Annotated in this window: 22 protein-coding genes and 2 tRNA genes; 9 read left to right on the top strand and 15 right to left on the bottom strand. The window is 58.3% G+C overall.

The genetic code is table 11. The annotated features are described in order from the left end of the window. Positions 1-19: 19 nt before the first annotated feature. Together infC and thrS are read right to left on the bottom strand one after the other, a co-directional pair. A complete protein-coding gene (gene infC / locus UIA24_RS13790) occupies positions 20-571 on the bottom strand; it encodes a translation initiation factor IF-3 (RefSeq protein ID WP_176717451.1) in 552 nt (183 codons plus the stop codon). Next, positions 571-2,493 carry a threonine--tRNA ligase gene (gene thrS, locus UIA24_RS13785; protein ID WP_065760829.1) on the bottom strand — a complete coding sequence of 641 codons (1,923 nt, stop codon included), beginning with the start codon at positions 2,491-2,493 and terminating at the stop codon, positions 571-573. The genes infC and thrS overlap by 1 nt, the downstream gene beginning before the upstream one ends. A 331-nt stretch (positions 2,494-2,824) precedes the next feature. On the opposite strand from thrS, the gene UIA24_RS13780 reads away from it, so the two are divergent. Both UIA24_RS13780 and UIA24_RS13775 read left to right on the top strand, forming a co-directional pair. Then, positions 2,825-3,133 (top strand): hypothetical protein, encoded by a 309-nt coding sequence (locus tag UIA24_RS13780; protein WP_330523075.1) that lies wholly within the window; start codon positions 2,825-2,827, stop codon positions 3,131-3,133. Between the two features lie 159 nt (positions 3,134-3,292). Continuing rightward, the gene (locus UIA24_RS13775) at positions 3,293-3,505 is read left to right on the top strand and encodes a cold-shock protein (protein ID WP_003179963.1); all 213 of its coding nucleotides are present in this window, start codon (positions 3,293-3,295) and stop codon (positions 3,503-3,505) included. Positions 3,506-3,567: 62 nt separating this feature from the next. On the opposite strand, the gene UIA24_RS13770 is transcribed toward UIA24_RS13775, so the two are convergent. Both UIA24_RS13770 and UIA24_RS13765 read right to left on the bottom strand, forming a co-directional pair. Next, a complete protein-coding gene (locus UIA24_RS13770) occupies positions 3,568-3,888 on the bottom strand; it encodes an I78 family peptidase inhibitor (RefSeq protein ID WP_065760831.1) in 321 nt (106 codons plus the stop codon). 128 nt (positions 3,889-4,016) lie between these two features. Then, positions 4,017-4,319: a hypothetical protein gene (locus tag UIA24_RS13765; protein WP_330523074.1), complete on the bottom strand. Its 303-nt coding sequence runs from the start codon at positions 4,317-4,319 to the stop codon at positions 4,017-4,019. A gap of 187 nt (positions 4,320-4,506) precedes the next feature. On the opposite strand from UIA24_RS13765, the gene UIA24_RS13760 reads away from it, so the two are divergent. Next, the gene (locus UIA24_RS13760) at positions 4,507-4,710 is read left to right on the top strand and encodes a hypothetical protein (RefSeq protein ID WP_099774110.1); all 204 of its coding nucleotides are present in this window, start codon (positions 4,507-4,509) and stop codon (positions 4,708-4,710) included. A 9-nt stretch (positions 4,711-4,719) separates the two neighbouring features. Here UIA24_RS13760 and rbsK read toward each other — a convergent pair whose 3' ends face one another. The 5 genes from rbsK to UIA24_RS13735 are packed head-to-tail and all read right to left on the bottom strand — an operon-like array spanning position 4,720 to position 10,163. Then, positions 4,720-5,631: a ribokinase gene (gene rbsK, locus UIA24_RS13755; RefSeq protein ID WP_330523073.1), complete on the bottom strand. Its 912-nt coding sequence runs from the start codon at positions 5,629-5,631 to the stop codon at positions 4,720-4,722. 18 nt (positions 5,632-5,649) lie between these two features. Then, entirely contained in the window at positions 5,650-6,666 is a 1,017-nt protein-coding gene (locus UIA24_RS13750) for a LacI family DNA-binding transcriptional regulator (protein ID WP_099774108.1), read from the bottom strand. A 2-nt stretch (positions 6,667-6,668) separates the two neighbouring features. Next, positions 6,669-7,664: an ABC transporter permease gene (locus UIA24_RS13745; RefSeq protein WP_330523072.1), complete on the bottom strand. Its 996-nt coding sequence runs from the start codon at positions 7,662-7,664 to the stop codon at positions 6,669-6,671. Further along, entirely contained in the window at positions 7,661-9,178 is a 1,518-nt protein-coding gene (locus UIA24_RS13740) for a sugar ABC transporter ATP-binding protein (RefSeq protein WP_330523071.1), read from the bottom strand. The genes UIA24_RS13745 and UIA24_RS13740 overlap by 4 nt, the downstream gene beginning before the upstream one ends. Before the next feature lie 25 nt (positions 9,179-9,203). Beyond that, a complete protein-coding gene (locus UIA24_RS13735; RefSeq protein ID WP_330523070.1) occupies positions 9,204-10,163 on the bottom strand; it encodes a sugar ABC transporter substrate-binding protein in 960 nt (319 codons plus the stop codon). 326 nt (positions 10,164-10,489) lie between these two features. Between UIA24_RS13735 and UIA24_RS13730 the strand changes: the two genes are divergently transcribed. From UIA24_RS13730 to UIA24_RS13720, 3 genes are all read left to right on the top strand, one after another. Further along, a complete protein-coding gene (locus tag UIA24_RS13730) occupies positions 10,490-11,578 on the top strand; it encodes an asparaginase (protein ID WP_099774104.1) in 1,089 nt (362 codons plus the stop codon). A 178-nt stretch (positions 11,579-11,756) separates the two neighbouring features. Beyond that, positions 11,757-12,005, top strand: a complete 249-nt coding sequence (locus UIA24_RS13725; protein ID WP_065762037.1) for a DUF1654 domain-containing protein — start codon at positions 11,757-11,759, stop codon at positions 12,003-12,005. Between the two features lie 6 nt (positions 12,006-12,011). Beyond that, positions 12,012-12,701 (top strand): endonuclease, encoded by a 690-nt coding sequence (locus UIA24_RS13720; RefSeq protein ID WP_102053743.1) that lies wholly within the window; start codon positions 12,012-12,014, stop codon positions 12,699-12,701. A gap of 63 nt (positions 12,702-12,764) precedes the next feature. On the opposite strand, the gene UIA24_RS13715 is transcribed toward UIA24_RS13720, so the two are convergent. Next, entirely contained in the window at positions 12,765-13,334 is a 570-nt protein-coding gene (locus UIA24_RS13715) for an SPOR domain-containing protein (RefSeq protein WP_330523069.1), read from the bottom strand. A 91-nt stretch (positions 13,335-13,425) separates the two neighbouring features. Between UIA24_RS13715 and UIA24_RS13710 the strand changes: the two genes are divergently transcribed. Beyond that, the gene (locus UIA24_RS13710) at positions 13,426-13,890 is read left to right on the top strand and encodes an isochorismatase family protein (RefSeq protein WP_099774102.1); all 465 of its coding nucleotides are present in this window, start codon (positions 13,426-13,428) and stop codon (positions 13,888-13,890) included. A gap of 104 nt (positions 13,891-13,994) precedes the next feature. On the opposite strand, the gene UIA24_RS13705 is transcribed toward UIA24_RS13710, so the two are convergent. After that, a tRNA-Val gene (locus UIA24_RS13705) sits at positions 13,995-14,071 on the bottom strand. Between the two features lie 165 nt (positions 14,072-14,236). Beyond that, positions 14,237-14,313: transfer RNA gene (locus UIA24_RS13700), tRNA-Val, on the bottom strand. Between the two features lie 187 nt (positions 14,314-14,500). Here UIA24_RS13700 and UIA24_RS13695 point away from each other — a divergent pair. Next, positions 14,501-15,784, top strand: coding sequence for an NAD(P)/FAD-dependent oxidoreductase (locus UIA24_RS13695; RefSeq protein ID WP_065761993.1), 1,284 nt, complete (start codon positions 14,501-14,503; stop codon positions 15,782-15,784). 18 nt (positions 15,785-15,802) lie between these two features. Here the strand turns inward: UIA24_RS13695 and UIA24_RS13690 are convergent, their stop codons facing one another. Then, complete coding sequence (locus UIA24_RS13690; RefSeq protein WP_102052529.1) at positions 15,803-16,474, bottom strand: hypothetical protein; 672 nt, start codon at positions 16,472-16,474, stop codon at positions 15,803-15,805. Positions 16,475-16,683: 209 nt separating this feature from the next. Between UIA24_RS13690 and UIA24_RS13685 the strand changes: the two genes are divergently transcribed. Next, on the top strand, positions 16,684-16,857 hold the full coding sequence (locus UIA24_RS13685) for a hypothetical protein (protein WP_330523068.1): 174 nt from the start codon (positions 16,684-16,686) through the stop codon (positions 16,855-16,857). 73 nt (positions 16,858-16,930) lie between these two features. On the opposite strand, the gene UIA24_RS13680 is transcribed toward UIA24_RS13685, so the two are convergent. Together UIA24_RS13680 and UIA24_RS13675 are read right to left on the bottom strand one after the other, a co-directional pair. Further along, positions 16,931-17,680, bottom strand: coding sequence for a TerC family protein (locus UIA24_RS13680; RefSeq protein ID WP_102052530.1), 750 nt, complete (start codon positions 17,678-17,680; stop codon positions 16,931-16,933). A gap of 31 nt (positions 17,681-17,711) precedes the next feature. Beyond that, positions 17,712-17,954, bottom strand: a complete 243-nt coding sequence (locus UIA24_RS13675; RefSeq protein WP_065761917.1) for a hypothetical protein — start codon at positions 17,952-17,954, stop codon at positions 17,712-17,714. Positions 17,955-18,003 lie beyond the last annotated feature (49 nt).

Here is an 18,003-nt window from a genome sequence, read left to right as displayed (position 1 = left end):
GCCTGCCGTGCCCTGGTGGTTATTTCTTTTTCTTGGGGGCGATGACCATCAAAAGTTGGCGTCCTTCCATCTTAGGATGCTGTTCGACGGTTCCGTATTCCGCGAGATCAGCTTCGATCCGCTTCAACAGTTCCATACCCAGCTCCTGGTGAGCCATCTCACGACCACGGAATCTCAGAGAGATTTTGGTCTTGTCCCCATCAGTAAGGAAACGTACCAGGTTGCGTAGTTTTACCTGGTAATCCCCTTCCTCCGTCCCTGGACGAAACTTAATTTCTTTAATCTGGATGATCTTCTGGTTTTTCTTCGCTGCAGCCTGCTGCTTTTTCTTCTCGAAAAGGCTCTTGCCGTAGTCCATGACTCGGCAGACAGGCGGGACTGCGTCGGCAGAAATTTCTACCAGATCCAGCTTCGCTTCTTCAGCGATACGAAGCGCTTCATCAATCGAGACGATGCCAATCTGCTCGCCGTCAGCGCCAATTAACCGAACCTCGCGTGCCGAGATATTCTCGTTGATCGGGGCCTTCGGTGCAGTTCGTTTATCTTGTCTCATATCACGCTTAATAATGATTACTCCGATTCTTGGCGACCACGCCGGGAAACCGCTTGTGCGAGGAATTCAGCGAATTGCGCGACAGGCATCGAGCCCAGGTCAGCACCTTCACGTGTACGCACAGCGACGGTTTGTGTTTCGACTTCCCGGTCCCCAATAACCAAAAGGTAGGGAACCTTGAGCAACGTATGCTCGCGGATTTTAAAGCCGATCTTCTCATTTCTCAAGTCGGACTTGGCACGGAATCCGCTTTCATTGAGGGTTTTTTCAACATCCAGCGCAAATTCTGCCTGTTTGTCGGTGATATTCATGACCACCGCCTGCATTGGCGCCAGCCAGGCAGGGAATGCACCCTCATAGTGCTCGATCAGAATGCCGACGAAACGCTCGAAGGAGCCGAGAATGGCACGGTGCAGCATGACAGGATGCTTGCGACCGTTATCTTCGGACACGTACTCAGCGCCAAGACGGATCGGCAAGTTGAAGTCGAGCTGCAGGGTACCACACTGCCAGACACGACCGAGACAGTCTTTCAGCGAGAACTCGATCTTCGGCCCGTAGAAGGCGCCTTCACCTGGCTGCAGATCGTAGGCCAGACCAGCGCTGTCCAATGCAGAGGCCAGTGCACCTTCGGCGCGATCCCACAATTCATCGGAGCCAACACGCTTTTCAGGACGCGTGGAGAGCTTGAGCTCGATGTCTTTGAAGCCGAAATCGGCGTACACGTCCAGGGTCAGCTTGATGAACGCAGCGGCTTCGGCCTGCATCTGCTCTTCGGTGCAGAAGATGTGGGCGTCGTCCTGGGTGAAGGCGCGCACACGCATGATGCCATGCAGCGCACCGGACGGCTCGTTACGGTGGCAAGCACCGAACTCGGCCAGACGCAGCGGCAGCTCACGGTAGCTCTTCAGGCCTTGATTGAACACCTGCACGTGGCATGGGCAGTTCATCGGCTTGATCGCGTAATCGCGGCTTTCCGACTCGGTGGTAAACATGTTTTCGGCGTAGTTGGCCCAGTGCCCGGATTTCTCCCACAGGGTACGATCGACCACTTGCGGGGTCTTGATCTCCAGGTAGCCGTTGTCACGCTGCACCTTGCGCATGTACTGCTCAAGCACCTGGTACAGGGTCCAGCCATTCGGGTGCCAGAACACCATGCCCGGGGCTTCTTCCTGGGTATGGAACAGGCCCAGGCGTTTGCCAAGCTTGCGATGGTCGCGCTTTTCAGCTTCTTCGATGCGCTGGATATAGGCAGCCAGCTGCTTCTTGTCTGCCCAGGCAGTGCCGTAGACACGCTGCAGCTGCTCGTTCTTGGCATCGCCGCGCCAGTAGGCACCGGACAGTTTGGTCAGTTTGAACGACTTGAGGAAACGGGTGTTCGGCACGTGCGGGCCGCGACACATGTCAACGTATTCTTCGTGGTAGTACAGGCCCATGGCCTGCTCGTTCGGCATGTCTTCGACCAGGCGCAGCTTGTAGTCTTCGCCACGTGCCTTGAACACCTCGATGACCTCGGCGCGCGGGGTAACCTTCTTGATGACGTCGTAGTCGGTGTCGATCAACTGCTGCATGCGCTGCTCAATTGCAGCCATGTCATCAGGTGTGAACGGACGTTCATAGGCGATATCGTAATAGAAGCCTTCGTCAATGACCGGACCGATCACCATCTTGGCGGTCGGGTACAGCTGCTTGACGGCGTGACCGACCAGGTGAGCGCACGAGTGACGGATGATCTCCAGCCCCTCTTCGTCCTTGGGGGTAATGATCTGCAGGCGGGCGTCGTTCTCGATCAGATCGCACGCATCGACCAGCTTGCCGTCGACCTTGCCGGCGACGGTGGCTTTGGCCAGACCTGCACCAATGGATGCTGCGACCTGGGCGACGGTAACCGCCTGGTCGAACGAGCGTTGACTGCCATCGGGAAGAGTAATAATGGGCATGGCGCCTCCTCTCCTAGTGGTGACCCCTACCAAAGGTCACGTGGGTTGGGATGAGCCAGTACGCGATCCGCCCCTGTCTTTCAAAAAGAAAGCCTGTCTCACAGTGACAGAAGCCAACGGCCTGCCAGGGAACGAACCAGAGTGACTGGAGGTAAAAATCTATAAGCCGCCGATGCTAACACAAAGCGTTTTACGGATCGCGGCTCACACGCCACAACACGCAGAAATAATTCTGTTTTTTCGGAAGTGGTGAACCAGAGCGGATTTTTCCTCTCAGAGTCTAAAGAAGCGTCCTACTCTTGAATGACCCGATCGAATAGGAGTGTCCGGCATGCGAATTCAGTCCCTACTGGCCCTGACCACCGCAGGCGTGTTGCTGTTGCCCCTGAGCGTCCAGGCGGGCGCCTGGCCTGCCGGCAAGAAAGGCGATTACCTGGATCAGTGCATTACCGCCGCTGCTGCGCAACCCGGCATGACCATGACCACGGCAAAAAAACACTGTGATTGCGGTGCAAACGCCATCGAGAAAAACTTCACCACCCAGGAAATCGAGCAACTGGACAGCAGAACCGGTGTGGATGCAGCCCTCGTGAAGCGAGCCCAGGATGCGGTCAGAGCCGCCTGCGCCCCCAAAAAATAGGCTCAAAACAGAGAATCCGACAATAAACTTGCCTCAGATCAGCATTATGCAAAGGTAAAAGCCGCCACGGACGCATATTTAGACTATGATACCCCCGTGCACCCTGTTGGCCTCGGCAACACCGCACTATTGAAAATCATGTTTCCTGGAGATACACCCATGTCCAATCGCCAAACCGGCACCGTAAAGTGGTTCAACGATGAGAAAGGCTTCGGCTTCATCACTCCTCAAGGTGGCGGCGACGACCTGTTCGTTCATTTCAAGGCCATCGAATCTGACGGCTTCAAGAGCCTGAAAGAAGGCCAGACCGTTTCCTTCGTTGCCGAGAAAGGCCAGAAGGGCATGCAGGCTGCACAAGTTCGCCCTGAGTAATCAGTACGAATTAAAAAACCCGTCCTGGTGACGGGTTTTTTTGTGCCTGAAATTCGAGCGTGTCAGCCGCAGTTGACGCGGATAACGACGCCGCGTTCATCGGTATTGAGATTCAACCGCTCGGAACGGTACTCCAGGGTCATGATGTCGTGCGGCGAGAGCACACGTGCCAACTGCGAACCACTGGCCTTGCGCGCCTGCTCCAGCAGTTGAGCGGACGCCTGCTTGCCGACGGCGAATTCAGCGGCACTGGCCTGGCAACGGCCATCGCTGTTCACTGGCGCGGACACTTCAGGCGCCTTCGTTGAAGAACCGGTGGCACTGCAACCTGCCAGAACGACAGCCGCCAACATACCGGCCAAAGATGCACGAATGCGGAACATGAACTCTCCTTTTAAAACCAGAATCTGCCCGAGCAGGCAGCTTTCATCACTTTTTGTTTCAAAGCATGCACAGTCTGCCTGAGCCACCCTCGACGGGAAACTTGCAATCGTGACCGGATTTTGCACGCTTAATAAAGGTCGATGTAGTCGGATGAAGGCGTCGGCCAGTTGTCCTGCAGCACCTTGAACACCTGCCGCACCCAACGCTCATCAATGGCAGCCTGCGCCCCTACACAGCCGGAACCGGCAGCCCAGGTTTCCAGACGAAAGGCCAACCCCTCGAGCTCACGACCACCCACCACTGGCGACAGCCAGGCCTGCCCTGCCCGATTCACCCGCAACTGATTGTGAATACGGCCATCCCCGGACGCGAGCAGCTCGCGAACGGCTTCAAGGGTAAATTGCTCGGGGTTGTTCAGATCAATCTGCACGGGATCACCTGGGAATCAAAACACCAATAGTTTGCCACGTAGCGGTTCTTATTCCTAAGTCGCAGTGCGATCGAATCAGGCGCATGATTTACTGCCAGCACTGGCGGAGGGCAATCGAACCTCCCCTTCGAACGCCAGGGTGCGGCATTCGAACCCTCATCACCTGCACACGCGTTTCGAGACTTCCATGGCAAGCCACTACATAGACGCCGACATAAAGGTCAAATGGCCCGACGGTCAAAGCGCCTACAGCCCGGGCACCCCCGAAGAGTTAACCCTTATTGCCATCGACCTGCTCGTCAAGGAACTGGGCAGCGATGCCGCTCGCGCCTTCATCGAGCAGATACTCGGACGTTACGCGCCCGAGCATGGCGACACACTCAGGACCTGACATCATCGCTCATACCGACTCCAGCTCACCAAGACGCGGAATGGAGGGCTGCGCACCCGCTCGCGTTACCGATAACGCAGCAGCACGCTGGCCGAAGGCTATCGCCTCACGCTCACCGCGCCCAGCCAGCAGGGCCGCAGCGAAACCACCCACAAAGGTATCTCCTGCCGCCGTGGTGTCGACAGGCTGCACGTTCGGCGCAGGAAAATGCTCAACGCCCTGAACATCGGCGAACACAGCACCTTCGCCACCCAGGGTAATGATCACCTTGCCCGCACCCAGCGCCAGCAGTTTCAGCGCAGCGCCCTCGGCAGTCTCGCGGGACGTCACCGGCAGCCCCGTCAGCGCCGCCGCCTCGCTTTCGTTGGGAATCAGGTAATCGGCCAACGCCAGCCAATTCGATGGCAGCGGCCCTGCCACCGGAGCAGGATTGAGAATCACCACCTTGCCCAATGCATGACCACGCTCCAATGTATGCAGTACCGTCGGAGCGGGCACCTCCAACTGACAAATGATCAGTTTGGCGGCCTGTAGCAACGCATCGAAACGCTGTACCGACTCAGGCAGCAGTTGCCCATTACTACCCGCAACAACCACGATAGCGTTCTGGCTTGCCGCGCCTACCACAATCAGCGCGACACCACTGGAGGTGTCGGCACTGATACTGACGGCCTGACAATCAATACCTTCAGCGGCCAGCGACTGACGCAGCTGCACGCCGTAGGCGTCATCCCCCACACAACCAATCATCGCAACCTGCGCACCAAGCCGCGCAGCGGCCACCGCCTGATTCGCGCCCTTGCCACCGGGCACAGTGGTGAAAGACTCACCCGCCAGGGTTTCACCCGCCTTGGGCAAGCGCTCAGCTCGCACGACCAGGTCCATATTGAGGCTGCCAACCACCACGATGCTCGCCTGCATGGCTCCGCGCCCTCTGCGCTAATCAGTAAACGTGTCCGGACGCGGTGCCGTCGACTCACGCAGCACGATACTCGGCGTCACAATGCGCTGCTCAACAGCGCTACCGGCCGGCTCAGCAATACGGTGCAGCAACCGCTCAACCGCGATTTCGCCCAACTCACGGATCGACTGGCCGACCGTGGTCAACGCGGGATAAACGTACTGGCTCAGCTGGATATCATCGAAACCGATCACCGACAGTTCACTGGGCACACAGATATTGCGCTCGGCAGCCGCTCGCAACACACCGATACCGATCATGTCATTGGCTGCAAAAATTGCGCTTGGCCGGTTCTGCCCCAACAGCTTTGCCGCAGCGCCATACCCACCAAGGCCGGAAAAGTCACTGTCAAGCACCCTGCCCTCAACCACTGTAATGCCCGCTTCAGCCAGCGCACGCGTGAAACCCGCCAGGCGCATCCGCGCAACACTGGTACTGGCAGGCCCATTGATACAGGCAATGTCTCGATGCCCCAATTCAAGCAGGTGACGCGTAGCCATGTATGCCCCTTGCTCATGGTCGATACGCACCAGGTCGGCCTCCACCCCATCAAGGGCACGGTCGACAATCACCATCGGCGCGCGCACCGTCTGCAAGCTTTCCAACAGGTCGCCATCCTCCCCTACCGACGCGACAATCAAACCGTCGATTCGCTTTTCCAGCAACACCCGCAGGTAACTGCGCTGCTTCTTCGGGTTGTCATCGGAGTTGCACAGGATGACGCAGTAGCCGTTGCGCTCACAGGCATCCTCAATACCCCGGGCCAGCTCGGCGAAGTAAGGGTTGACACTGTTCGGCACCAGCAAGCCAATCGTGGCAGTGCTGCGCGCCTTGAGCGAGCGCGCCACTGCGCTGGGCACATAGTCGAGCTCAGCAATCGCGGCCTCGACTTTCAGTCGAACCTGCTCACTGACCGGCCGGGTCTTGTTCAGCACATGGGACACCGTGGTGTAGGAAATCCCCGCCAAGGCCGCTACATCTTTAATCGTTGCCATTTTTAGTTCCGCCTGCGTGTACGCTGGCTGCGATAGGTGTCGAGGATCACAGCGATAACAATCACTGCTCCAGTAATAATGCGTTTGCTTGGCTCCGAGACGCCAATCTGTGCCAGCCCTGCAGCCAGCACGGAAATGATCAGGACGCCGAAAAAGGTGCTGATGACTGAGCCGCGCCCACCCATGAGGCTGGTACCGCCGATCACCACCGCGGCGATTACCTGCAGCTCCAGCCCAGAGCCCGCATTGGGGTCGGCCGCTTCCAGCCGGGAAATCTGAAACAGTGCGGCCAACCCGGCAAGCAGCCCCATCAACGAGAACACCAGCACTTTGTAAGGGCGCGGATTGATGCCCGCCAGGCGCACAGCCTCTTCATTTGTGCCAATGCCGATCAGGTAGCGACCGAACACCGTGCGCACAAGCACCCACTGAGCAACCACGATCACCAGCAAGGCAATCACGAAGGCGGGCGAAATACCGAATACCAAGGGCTCGGACAGCCAGGCAAAGGCATCACCGATATAGGCCGTGCGCGAATCGGTCATCTGGTAGGCCACGCCACGCGCAACCTCCAATACACCCAGCGAAACGATAAAGGAGGGAATTCGCCAAGCGACAGCAATCGAGCCGGTAACGGTCCCGACCAGTGCCGCACAGGCCATGCCGAGCAACGCCGCTGGCAGCGCACTCCAGCCCCAGCCGAGGATGGCGACACTGACGATGGAACCCGCGAGCGCCAGCACCGAACCAACCGACAAATCGATGCCGCCGACAATCAATACAAAGGTCATCCCGACCGCCAGCACCATCAGGTCGGGAATCTGGTTAGCCAGGATGCTGAAGGTAGCGTAGGAAAGAAAGTGGCTGCTCAACAGCGAAAAAAGCACGATCAATATCAGCAGCGCACCCGCCAGGCCCAGGTAAGCACCCACACCCTGATAACGCCCGCCGCGCGTGCCTGCAACAGCAGCAGAGGCTTGAACCGGTGAGGTACTCATGCAGCGCTCCCCTGATAACCGGCGAAGGCCGCCGCCAGCAGCTGATCCTGACGCCATGTGTCACGCTCAAAGGTGTCGACCAAGCGCCCTCTGGAGAGCACACCGATACGGTCACAGATCAACATCAACTCGCGCAGATCGCTGGAAACCACGACCAACGCCCGCCCCTGACGAGCGAGCTCGGCGAGCAAACCATAAATATCGAACTTGGCCCCCACATCAATGCCACGGGTCGGCTCGTCAAACAGCAACACCGAGCAGTCGCGCGCCAGCCAACGCGCCATCACAACCTTCTGCTGATTCCCGCCAGAGAGCTCACTCACAACCTGATCCGCACCCGTACAACGTATTTGCATCGCTTCGATCTGCCGTCGCGCCAAGGCCTGCTCCGCATCACGGTCGACAACACCCGCTCGAGATACCGCCGACAGGTTGCCCAAGGCAATGTTCGCCGTAATGGATTGAGACAGCAGCAACCCCTCGCCCTTGCGGTCTTCGCTGATCAGCGCAATACCCTCGCGCACAGCCTCAGCCGGTGAAGCAAGGTGTACCGGCCTGGGCGGGTTACCTAAAGCGACACGCCCCTGGTCGGCCGAGTCGGCGCCGAAAATTAAACGCAGCAGCTCAGTACGCCCAGCACCGACTAATCCGTAGAGCCCGAAAAGCTCGCCACTGCGCACCTCTAAGGACACGCCAGACACCGCATCTCCCCGCCCCAAGCCTTCGACCGTGAGCATCGGCTCGCCCATACGACGCTCGCCAAGATCAATCGCCTCAGCCAACGCACGCCCCACCATCAGACTGACTAATTGCTCGCTGCTGTAACGCTGCATCAGCTCAACGCACACCAACTGACCGTCACGCAGCACCGCGACTCGCTGAGCAAGATGCCTGAGCTCTTCCAGTCGATGGGAAATATAGACAATCGCCACCCCCTGGCGCTGCAAGCGCTCGATCTGAGCAAACAACAATGTCACTTCGCGCGCCGTCAGCATCGCGGTCGGCTCATCCAGAATCAGCACATGACAGTCACCGATCAGGCTGCGAGCAATTTCGACCATTTGCTGATGACCGATGCCTAGCTCACTCACCCGCGTATCCGGGTCGACCGCTTCAAGACCGACCTGTGCCATAGCCGCCCGGGCCAGTACGCGCAAACGCTTGCGGTCGATCCAACCGGCGCGACTGGGCAGGTTGCCGAGAAACAGGTTTTCAGCCACCGAGAGTGTCGGCAACAGGTTCAGTTCCTGCATGACCATACGCACGCCCAACCGCTCGGCTGCCGCGCGACTGCCAGGCAGGTAAGGCTTGCCGTTGAACTGCATCTGGCCGGCCGTGGGCGGCTCCAGGCCTGCGATGATCCTGGACAGGGTGCTTTTACCGGCACCATTCTCCCCCGCCAGGGCCAAGACCTCGCCGCGGCGCAGGGCCAGGTCAATATTGCTTAGTACAGGCTGCGCATAGGCTTTGCCCACTGCGCTGACTGACAGCACGATGTCCTCAGTCGAAGGCATACAGGGTACTCACTGGAAATGAAGGCTACGGCGCCGTGACCAACTCAACCGGCGTCTGGATGACATTGTCAGCATCCACCTGCGGCACCTCCCCCTTGAGCATCTTCAGCGCCACCTCAATACCGAACACAGCCTGCCTGGCAGCGAACTGATCAGCACTGGCCAACACCCGACCATCGCTGAGCATCGGTTTGATTGCCGAGATGTTGTCGTAACCCACCACCTGCACCGTACCCGTCCTGCCCGCCGCCCGCACCGCCGAGACCGCACCCAGCGCCATGCTGTCGTTGCCGGCCAGCAGGGCCTTGAGATCGGGGTATTCATTGAGCATGGCCGACGCTACGGCACGCCCCTTGTCAATCTCCCAACTGCCCGATTGCACCGAGACAATCTTCATCTGCGCCGCGTCCATCGCGTCCTTGAAGCCCGCCGTACGCTGCTGCGCATTGGTGGTCGTCGATATACCCTCGATGATGCCAACCTGATCACCGGCCGTGAGCCTTGCAGCGAGGTAGTCACCCACCAGACGAGCCCCCTTGCGGTTGTCTGGCCCTACGAATGGCACGCTCAGGTGCTTGCTTTTGAGCACGCCCGGGTCAAGGCGGTTGTCGATATTGACCACCGTGATACCGGCATCAATGGCCTTTTTGATCACCGGCACCAGCGCCTTGGAATCGGCAGGTGCAATCACCAGCGCATCAACCTGGGAAACGATCATTTGCTCGACAATACGGATCTGGTTACTGGTATCGGACTCATCCTTGATACCGTTGGACACCAGGTCGAACTCACCTGCGTGGCTTTTCTGGTAGGCCTTGGCACCGTCTTCCATCGTCAGGAAGAACTCGTTGGCCAAGGACTTCATGACCAAGGCAACCCTGGGCTTCACAGCAGCCTGTTCGACCGCGTGGGCAACGGGAACAAAAGCGCTGAGAGCGCTCAACACAACAGCCCCGAACAGGCGTCCAGTGAAGGGCAACGTCATGAAATCACTCCAGTACATTATTTTTATCAAGTAGCAAACGTTTGCATTACTTCACTATGGAAATGCCCGCCACCTTTGTCAAATACCCCCGCCATCACCTGACGGCGAGGCCAAGCAGGGGAATTATCCTTTAAACAGATCGGAAAACCGAACAGCCAAATACAGATAAATTCGGGAAGCCGATCCCTAAAACACCAGAAGATACGCTTAAGGCACCCATAATCTCCCATAAAAACAATACGTTAAATCAAGACAACTGAACTGGTACGCTTTCTGCTGTTCTTTGCCTGGCAACACCGCACTTCAATCAATAAGCGAGAACAAAAATGAAAGCTGCGTTCCACTCCTTTGTACCGAGTGCCTTGGCCCTGCTGCTGCTCCTGCCTGCAGGCGCCAATGCCAAGGACGTCGAGAATCAACAGAAACTGGCCAATGTGGTCATCCTGGCCACAGGCGGGACCATCGCCGGTGCAGGCGCCGGCGCTGCCAACAGTGCGACGTATCAGGCCGCTAAAGTGGGCGTCGACAAGCTGATCGCAGGCGTACCGGAGCTGGCCAACCTGGCCAACGTCCGTGGCGAGCAGGTCATGCAGATCGCATCGGAAAGCATCACCAATGAAAACCTGCTGCAACTGGGCAAACGCGTCGCCGAGCTGGCCGACAGCAAGGATGTCGATGGCATCGTCATCACCCACGGCACCGACACCCTCGAAGAAACCGCCTACTTCCTGAACCTGGTCGAGAAGACCGACAAGCCTATCGTGGTAGTCGGCTCGATGCGCCCAGGCACGGCCATGTCCGCTGACGGCATGCTCAACCTCTATAATGCCGTGGCAGTGGCCAGCGACAAGCAGTCCCGCGGCAAAGGCGTGCTGGTCACCATGAACGACGAAATTCAGTCCGGTCGTGACGTGAGCAAGTCGGTCAACATCAAGACCGAGGCCTTCAAGAGCGCCTGGGGCCCGATGGGCATGGTGGTTGAAGGCAAATCCTACTGGTTCCGCCTTCCGGCCAAGCGCCACACTCAAGATTCGGAATTCGACATCAAGCAGATCAGCAGCCTGCCCCAAGTGGATATCGCCTACGGCTACGGCAACGTGACGGACACTGCTTACAAAGCACTGGCACAGAACGGCGCCAAGGCACTGATCCACGCCGGCACGGGTAACGGCTCTGTCTCCTCCCGCGTAGTCCCTGCCCTGCAGGAGTTGCGCAAGAATGGCGTACAGATCATTCGTTCGTCCCACGTCAATGCCGGCGGGTTCGTGCTGCGTAACGCCGAGCAACCGGACGATAAGAACGACTGGGTTGTCGCTCATGACCTGAACCCACAAAAAGCCCGCATTCTGGCAATGGTTGCCTTGACCAAGACCCAGGACAGCAAAGAGCTGCAGCGGATCTTCTGGGAGTACTGATCCCCGCCTGCCGGCCGCCCGCCGCTCTACGGCGGGCATCACCGCGTCAAAATAGTTTCAAAGGCATGCAGCAAATCGCTGCATGCACTGTCTGAAGCGCTCCTACACCCACAAGGTGTTGCGAAATGGCCTACAGTAAAATACTGTATGCACATACAGCAAAAACAAGGAACGCTCCGTGGCAACCACTTCCTCTGCATCGACCCCCGCCAGCAGTTACGAGCAACTCGGCCTGCGCATCCAGAAAATCATCAATTCGCCGACTGCACAGAAAGCACGGTCAGCACTGATTTTTCGCCTGGAACATGAATCTCCCGACGACTGGGAAACCCTGCTCGAAGAAATCGCCGAGAACGATAACGTCACCCTCGCGCATCGCGATGATGGCGGCGTTCAGATTTTCTGGGTTGTACCGAAGGAAGACTGAGCACGCATGAGATTCAAGATTTTTGCAGTATCCTGCCTGCTGCTCAGTTTCGCCGCCCACGCCGACGCCCCACGCACCTTCAGCGAAGCCAAGAAAGTCGCCTGGAAACTGTACGCCCCGCAATCGACCGAGTTCTATTGTGGCTGCAAGTACAACGGCAACCGTGTCGACCTCGAAGCCTGCGGCTATGTGCCACGCAAGAACGCCAACCGCGCCGCGCGAATAGAATGGGAACATATCGTGCCGGCCTGGCAGATCGGCCATCAGCGCCAGTGCTGGCAGGACGGCGGGCGCAAGAACTGCTCGCGCAATGATCAGGTCTATCAGCGCGCAGAAGCCGATCTGCACAACCTGGTACCGAGCATCGGCGAGGTCAACGGTGACCGCAGCAACTTCAGCTTTGGCTGGCTGCCCGAGCAACACGGACAATACGGTTCCTGCCTGACCCAGATCGACTTCAAGGCAAAGAAGGTGATGCCGCGCCCATCCATCCGCGGAATGATCGCACGCACCTACTTCTATATGAGCAAGCAATACAACCTGCGCCTGTCAAAACAGGATCGCCAGTTGTACGAAGCCTGGAACAAGACCTACCCACCTCAAGCCTGGGAGCTTCAGCGCAACCAGCGGGTGGCGTGCGTCATGGGCCACGGCAACGAGTTTGTCGGGCCGGTCAACATGAAGGCCTGCGGTTGACGCGCCGGGCAGCGCTTGCCAGCAGGCGCTGCCCGGCATTCACCCGCAACCGGCGCGGCGCGACTATCGCGGTGCGTCGTGCTGGATCACCACCGAGTCGATACCCAGGCGCGCCATGACATCGGCTTTCTGCGCCAGCGCTGCCGCCTTGTCGGCGTAGGGGCCCAGCAGCACCACCGGCTTACCCTCGCGGTAAACCACCGACGACGGGATGCCACGCTCGATCAGCCGCGCGGTCATATCCGTCAACGCGCCCATGTTCGCCCCCTGAATGATTTCGACATCCCAGCCCTGAGCAGCCGGCTGGTCGGCCAGCGCTTCAGCCTTGCGCTGCAGGTCGGCGCCGCCGCAGATCTCGCGCAGGCGCAGGTTGTTACCGTCCTGATCGATGATCACTTCGTACTCGGCACCCTGCTTGATCGCCACGTAGCTGCGATAGGCTTCCACCACGCCCGCCGCATCCTTGCCGCGAACCTGACCGCAAATATCCCCTTGCTCATTAATACGAACATTGGCGAACTTGGCCGTTTTCGGGTTTTGCAAATGCTCGGCGACCTTGTTGTGAGCGCGCTCTACATCATTCTCACAGCCGGCCAACGCCAGCATCGCCATTACCACCGCCACTTTGCGCACGCGCCTATCTCCTGAATGCCAGCGGCGGATTTTAGCACCTGCAAGGCAACGGCAGTTACAATCGACCCGCATTCCCCTCGAGAGGACGGCCATGCACCAGGTACTGTTGATCATTGACGTACAACCTTCCTTCAACCCACCCCAGTGGCTGGTCGAAGGCATCAACACACTCCTCGGGCGCATGCCGTCAGTCGCCACAGTAGAGCGTCACGACGAGCACCACACCCCGTTCCAACGCCAACTTGGCTGGCATCCTGCCAAAAACGAGCGCTGCCTGATCGCGGCTGACCGGGTGTTCGCCAAATACGGTTATTGCCTCTCCAGCGAGACCCTCAACCACCTCAAGCAATTGAAACCGGACCGTGTCCTGGTATGCGGCATCCAGACGGACACCTGCGTGCTGGCGGCGGGCTTTGTGCTATTCGATGCGGGGCTGCAACCGACATTGATTACCGACCTGACCCGAGGCTCATCCCTTGATCGCTCAGGGGCACTGGGAATAAACCTGTGGCGACATCACTTCAAGCACACGGTGACAACGGCCGAACTGAAATAGCCCTACCCACACCGCACGGCTTTCAAAGCTTTTCCCCCGGACAAACAAAAAGGGCGACCCTTTCGGATCGCCCTTTTTGCTACCACACTAAAGTGGATTTAATTTGGTAGGCACAATTGGACTCGAACCAACGACCCCCACCATGTCAAGGTGGTGCTCTAACCAACTGAGCTATGTGCCTGCTGTGGGGCGCATTCTACTCAGGTTTTTACAACCCGTAAATAGAAATATGCAAATAAATCAAACTTTTGCTGCATGCCCTGAACACGCAAAAAATCGCCCCAAACAAAAAAGGCGACCCTTTCGGATCGCCTTTTTTGCTGCCGCCAACAGGAGCGGCCTGATTTGGTAGGCACAATTGGACTCGAACCAACGACCCCCACCATGTCAAGGTGGTGCTCTAACCAACTGAGCTATGTGCCTGCTGTGAGGCGGCATTCTACGGAATTGACGAATGGTGTCAACTCTTTTTTTCGCGCTAACTCACTGAATATTAAAAATATTTGTGGGTTGGTCGTTTTCAGAATTTTAAACACCCCGCTAGCGGGTGTTAATTATTGTTGATAGGATCAGCTCATACGTAAAAAATATAAAACAGAGGTCCACCCCCATGGCGCACACCCCCTACCCTCAGTCCTACTACGCCGCATCGGCCAATCCTGTTCCGCAGCGCCCAGCTTTGCAGGAAGAAATTGATGTCGATGTCTGCGTGATCGGCGCCGGCTACACCGGTCTGTCCAGCGCACTGTTCCTGCTTGAAAACGGTTTCAAGGTTGCCGTCCTGGAAGCTGCCAAAGTCGGCTACGGTGCCTCTGGCCGCAACGGCGGGCAAATCGTCAACAGCTACAGCCGCGACATCGACGTCATTGAACGCACTGTCGGCCCCAAACAGGCACAACTGCTAGGGCAGATGGCGTTTGAAGGCGGCCGGATCATTCGTGAGCGCGTCGCCAAATACAACATTCAGTGCGATCTGAAAGATGGTGGCGTGTTCGCCGCCCTGACCTCCAAGCAAATGGGCCACCTGGAGTCACAGAAACGCCTGTGGGAACGTTTTGGCCATAATCAGCTGGAACTGATGGACCAGCGCCGCATCCGTGAAGTCGTCGGTTGCGACAGCTACATCGGCGGCATGCTCGACATGAGCGGCGGGCACATCCATCCACTGAACCTGGCGCTGGGCGAAGCTGCCGCGGTTGAATCCCTCGGCGGCAAGATCTATGAACAGTCGCCTGCCGTGCGCATCGAACGCGGCGCCAACCCCGTGGTACACACCCCTCAGGGTAAAGTCCGCACCAAGTTCGTGATTGTCGCCGGCAATGCGTACCTGGGTAACCTGGTGCCGGAGCTGGCCGCAAAATCGATGCCATGCGGCACCCAGGTGATCACCACCGAGCCGCTGGATGCCGACCTGGCACATTCGCTGCTGCCACAGGACTACTGCGTTGAAGACTGCAACTACCTGCTCGACTACTACCGCCTGACCTCTGACAAGCGCCTGATCTTCGGCGGTGGCGTGGTGTATGGCGCACGCGACCCGGCCAATATCGAAGCGATCATTCGCCCGAAAATGCTCAAGGCTTTCCCGCAGCTCAAGGACGTGAAGATCGACTACGCCTGGACCGGCAACTTCCTGCTGACCCTGTCGCGCCTGCCTCAGGTCGGCCGTCTTGGCGACAACATCTACTATTCGCAGGGCTGCAGTGGTCACGGTGTGACCTACACCCATCTGGCAGGCAAGGTGCTGGCCGAAGCGCTGCGCGGCCAGGCAGAACGCTTTGATGCGTTTGCCGAGCTGCCGCACTATCCGTTCCCAGGCGGGCAATTGCTGCGTGTACCGTTCAGCGCCATCGGTGCCTGGTACTACAGCCTGCGCGACCGCCTCGGCGTTTAACGCCTACCGCTCAAGCCGTCACGGGCCAATGGCCTTGACGGCTTGGCGGGCAGCCTGTTCCTGGCCTGCCTGGGCCAGATCATTGGCTGCCTTGAGCCAGCGCTGCCGGTCTACCTGCGCCGGCAACTGCCCAGGTTGCTGTACCAGCACAGCCCAGGCACCCTCCTTCTGCCAGGCAGCATTGAAGCTGTCGAAGCCCATCAGCAAGCGCCGATTATTGCCCGAGCGCAGCAACACGCGTTCCTTGTAGCGGTCGTAACCGACCAGCAAGGCATACCGCGGCTCGCCCCAAAGCGCTGTCCCCTCACTGTAACGCAGCAATACCGGATTACCTGCAGCAACCTGCGTTAGCAGCGCTGGCAACTGACGGTCCAGTGGGTAAACCATCATCCCATACTCACGCGCTACAGCCGGCATTGACTCCGGTAGCTTGTCGACGTCTTGCGGCAAATGCAGGGGGCCATCAAGCAGACCTGGCGTGATCCGCACACCCTGTTGAGACAATATCGCCGCCAAGGCCATTGAGGCACTCTGGTTCGCATTGCCACGGAAATATGGCACACCGCTCAACTCAACCCGCTGCGCCATGCCATTGAGCTGAGACGAGAATGGGCTGGCACAACCAGCCAGGCTCAGGGTTACGGCCACAGCCGCAAACAGACGACGGGATGCGATGGGAAATACAGGCATGGACTCTCGCTTGTTCTGGTGCCAGGCAGGCAGCGCCCGGCCTCGGCTGCGATCATAGGCCCGCAACGCTTCGCGGTATAGCCCGCGTACGGCTTAGAACAAAGCAGACCAAGGTGCTAGACCATAGGTCAATGGCTTGCCATGTAACAACAGCTAGACTGTTGCATGAGGCAGGCGCAAGAGCCTGCTCGGCTTAAAAGGAGGCACACATGAGCCTGACACTGGCGATTTTCATGTTGATCGGCGCTTGGCTGAGCGTCGCGGCCGCAATGCTCTGGGGCGTACTGCGCATCACGCGTCGCCACCATCACCCTTACCTGCAACCCCGGGATATGACGGCAGGCGCGCCTCATCGCCAGCGCCGGCACGCACACGCACACTGAGTTGGCACTCCACAGAAACGACAACGGCCGGCCCGGGTTACCCCGGCGCCGGCCGTCACGCCTGAATCAGTAATCAGGCCGAGATTTCTTCACGCTTCATGCGAGCACGTCGCGACAGAATGTTAAGCACTTCGATCGCCGTCGAGAACGCCATGGCCGCGTAAACGTAACCTTTTGGCACGTGGACACCGAAGCCTTCAGCGATCAGGGTCATACCGATCATGATCAGGAAGCCCAGGGCCAGCATCACGACGGTCGGGTTGTCGTTGATGAAGCGCGCCAGTGGATCAGCGGCCACCATCATCACCACCACGGCACTGATAACGGCGATGATCATGATCGGCAAGTGCTCGGTCATGCCCACAGCGGTAATGATGCTGTCGATCGAGAAGACGATATCCAGCAACAGGATCTGGCCAATGGCAGCAGCAAAGCCAAGGGTAATGGTCGACGAGGCCTTGGCGTCTTCCTGTGCCACGGGATCAACACTGTGGTGAATTTCAGTGGTTGCTTTCCACAACAGGAACAGGCCACCCGCGATCAGAATCATGTCTTTCCAGGAGAAACTCTGGCCAAACACGTCAACCACCGGTTCAGTCAACTGGACGATCCAGGCAACGGTACTGAGCAGCGCCAGACGCATCACCAGCGCCATGCTGATACCCACGCGCCGCGCCTTGGAGCGGTACTGTTCAGGCAGTTTGTTGGTCAGGATGGAAATGAAGATCAGGTTATCGATACCCAGGACAATCTCCATGGCCACCAAGGTGGCCAGGGCGACCCAGGCGGTAGGGCTTGCAGCAAGTTCTAACAGGTATTCCATGAATCAGTCCTGAACGGGGGGATTGGTTGAATCAGATGTCTTGAGTGCTGTCATCGCGCTCGGTGTCAGAAGGCTTCTTCTCTGCCTGCGAACCTGTGGCTTCGCTCAAGGCTTGTTGAGCCGCTTCATTGGTCTTGTCGATGGCTTCCTTGGCCGACTGTGCGGCCTGATTGAGCACCTGCTGGGCGGACTTTTCTGCCTGTTCACAGCCGCTGATGGCAAACAACGCCAGCACCAGCACCAACGGCGTACCAATCGATTTGAAGTGAAGCATGTTTTTTTCCTCTTGTAACGGCCAGCCCTGAAGCCGGCGTTTTAGATAG

The sequence above is a fragment of the Pseudomonas sp. AL 58 genome, assembly GCF_036348395.1.
Taxonomy (GTDB): Bacteria; Pseudomonadota; Gammaproteobacteria; order Pseudomonadales; family Pseudomonadaceae; genus Aquipseudomonas; species Aquipseudomonas defluvii.
The sequence above is the reverse complement of the archived record's forward strand: the minus strand, read 5'-3'. Positions and strand labels throughout refer to the sequence as shown.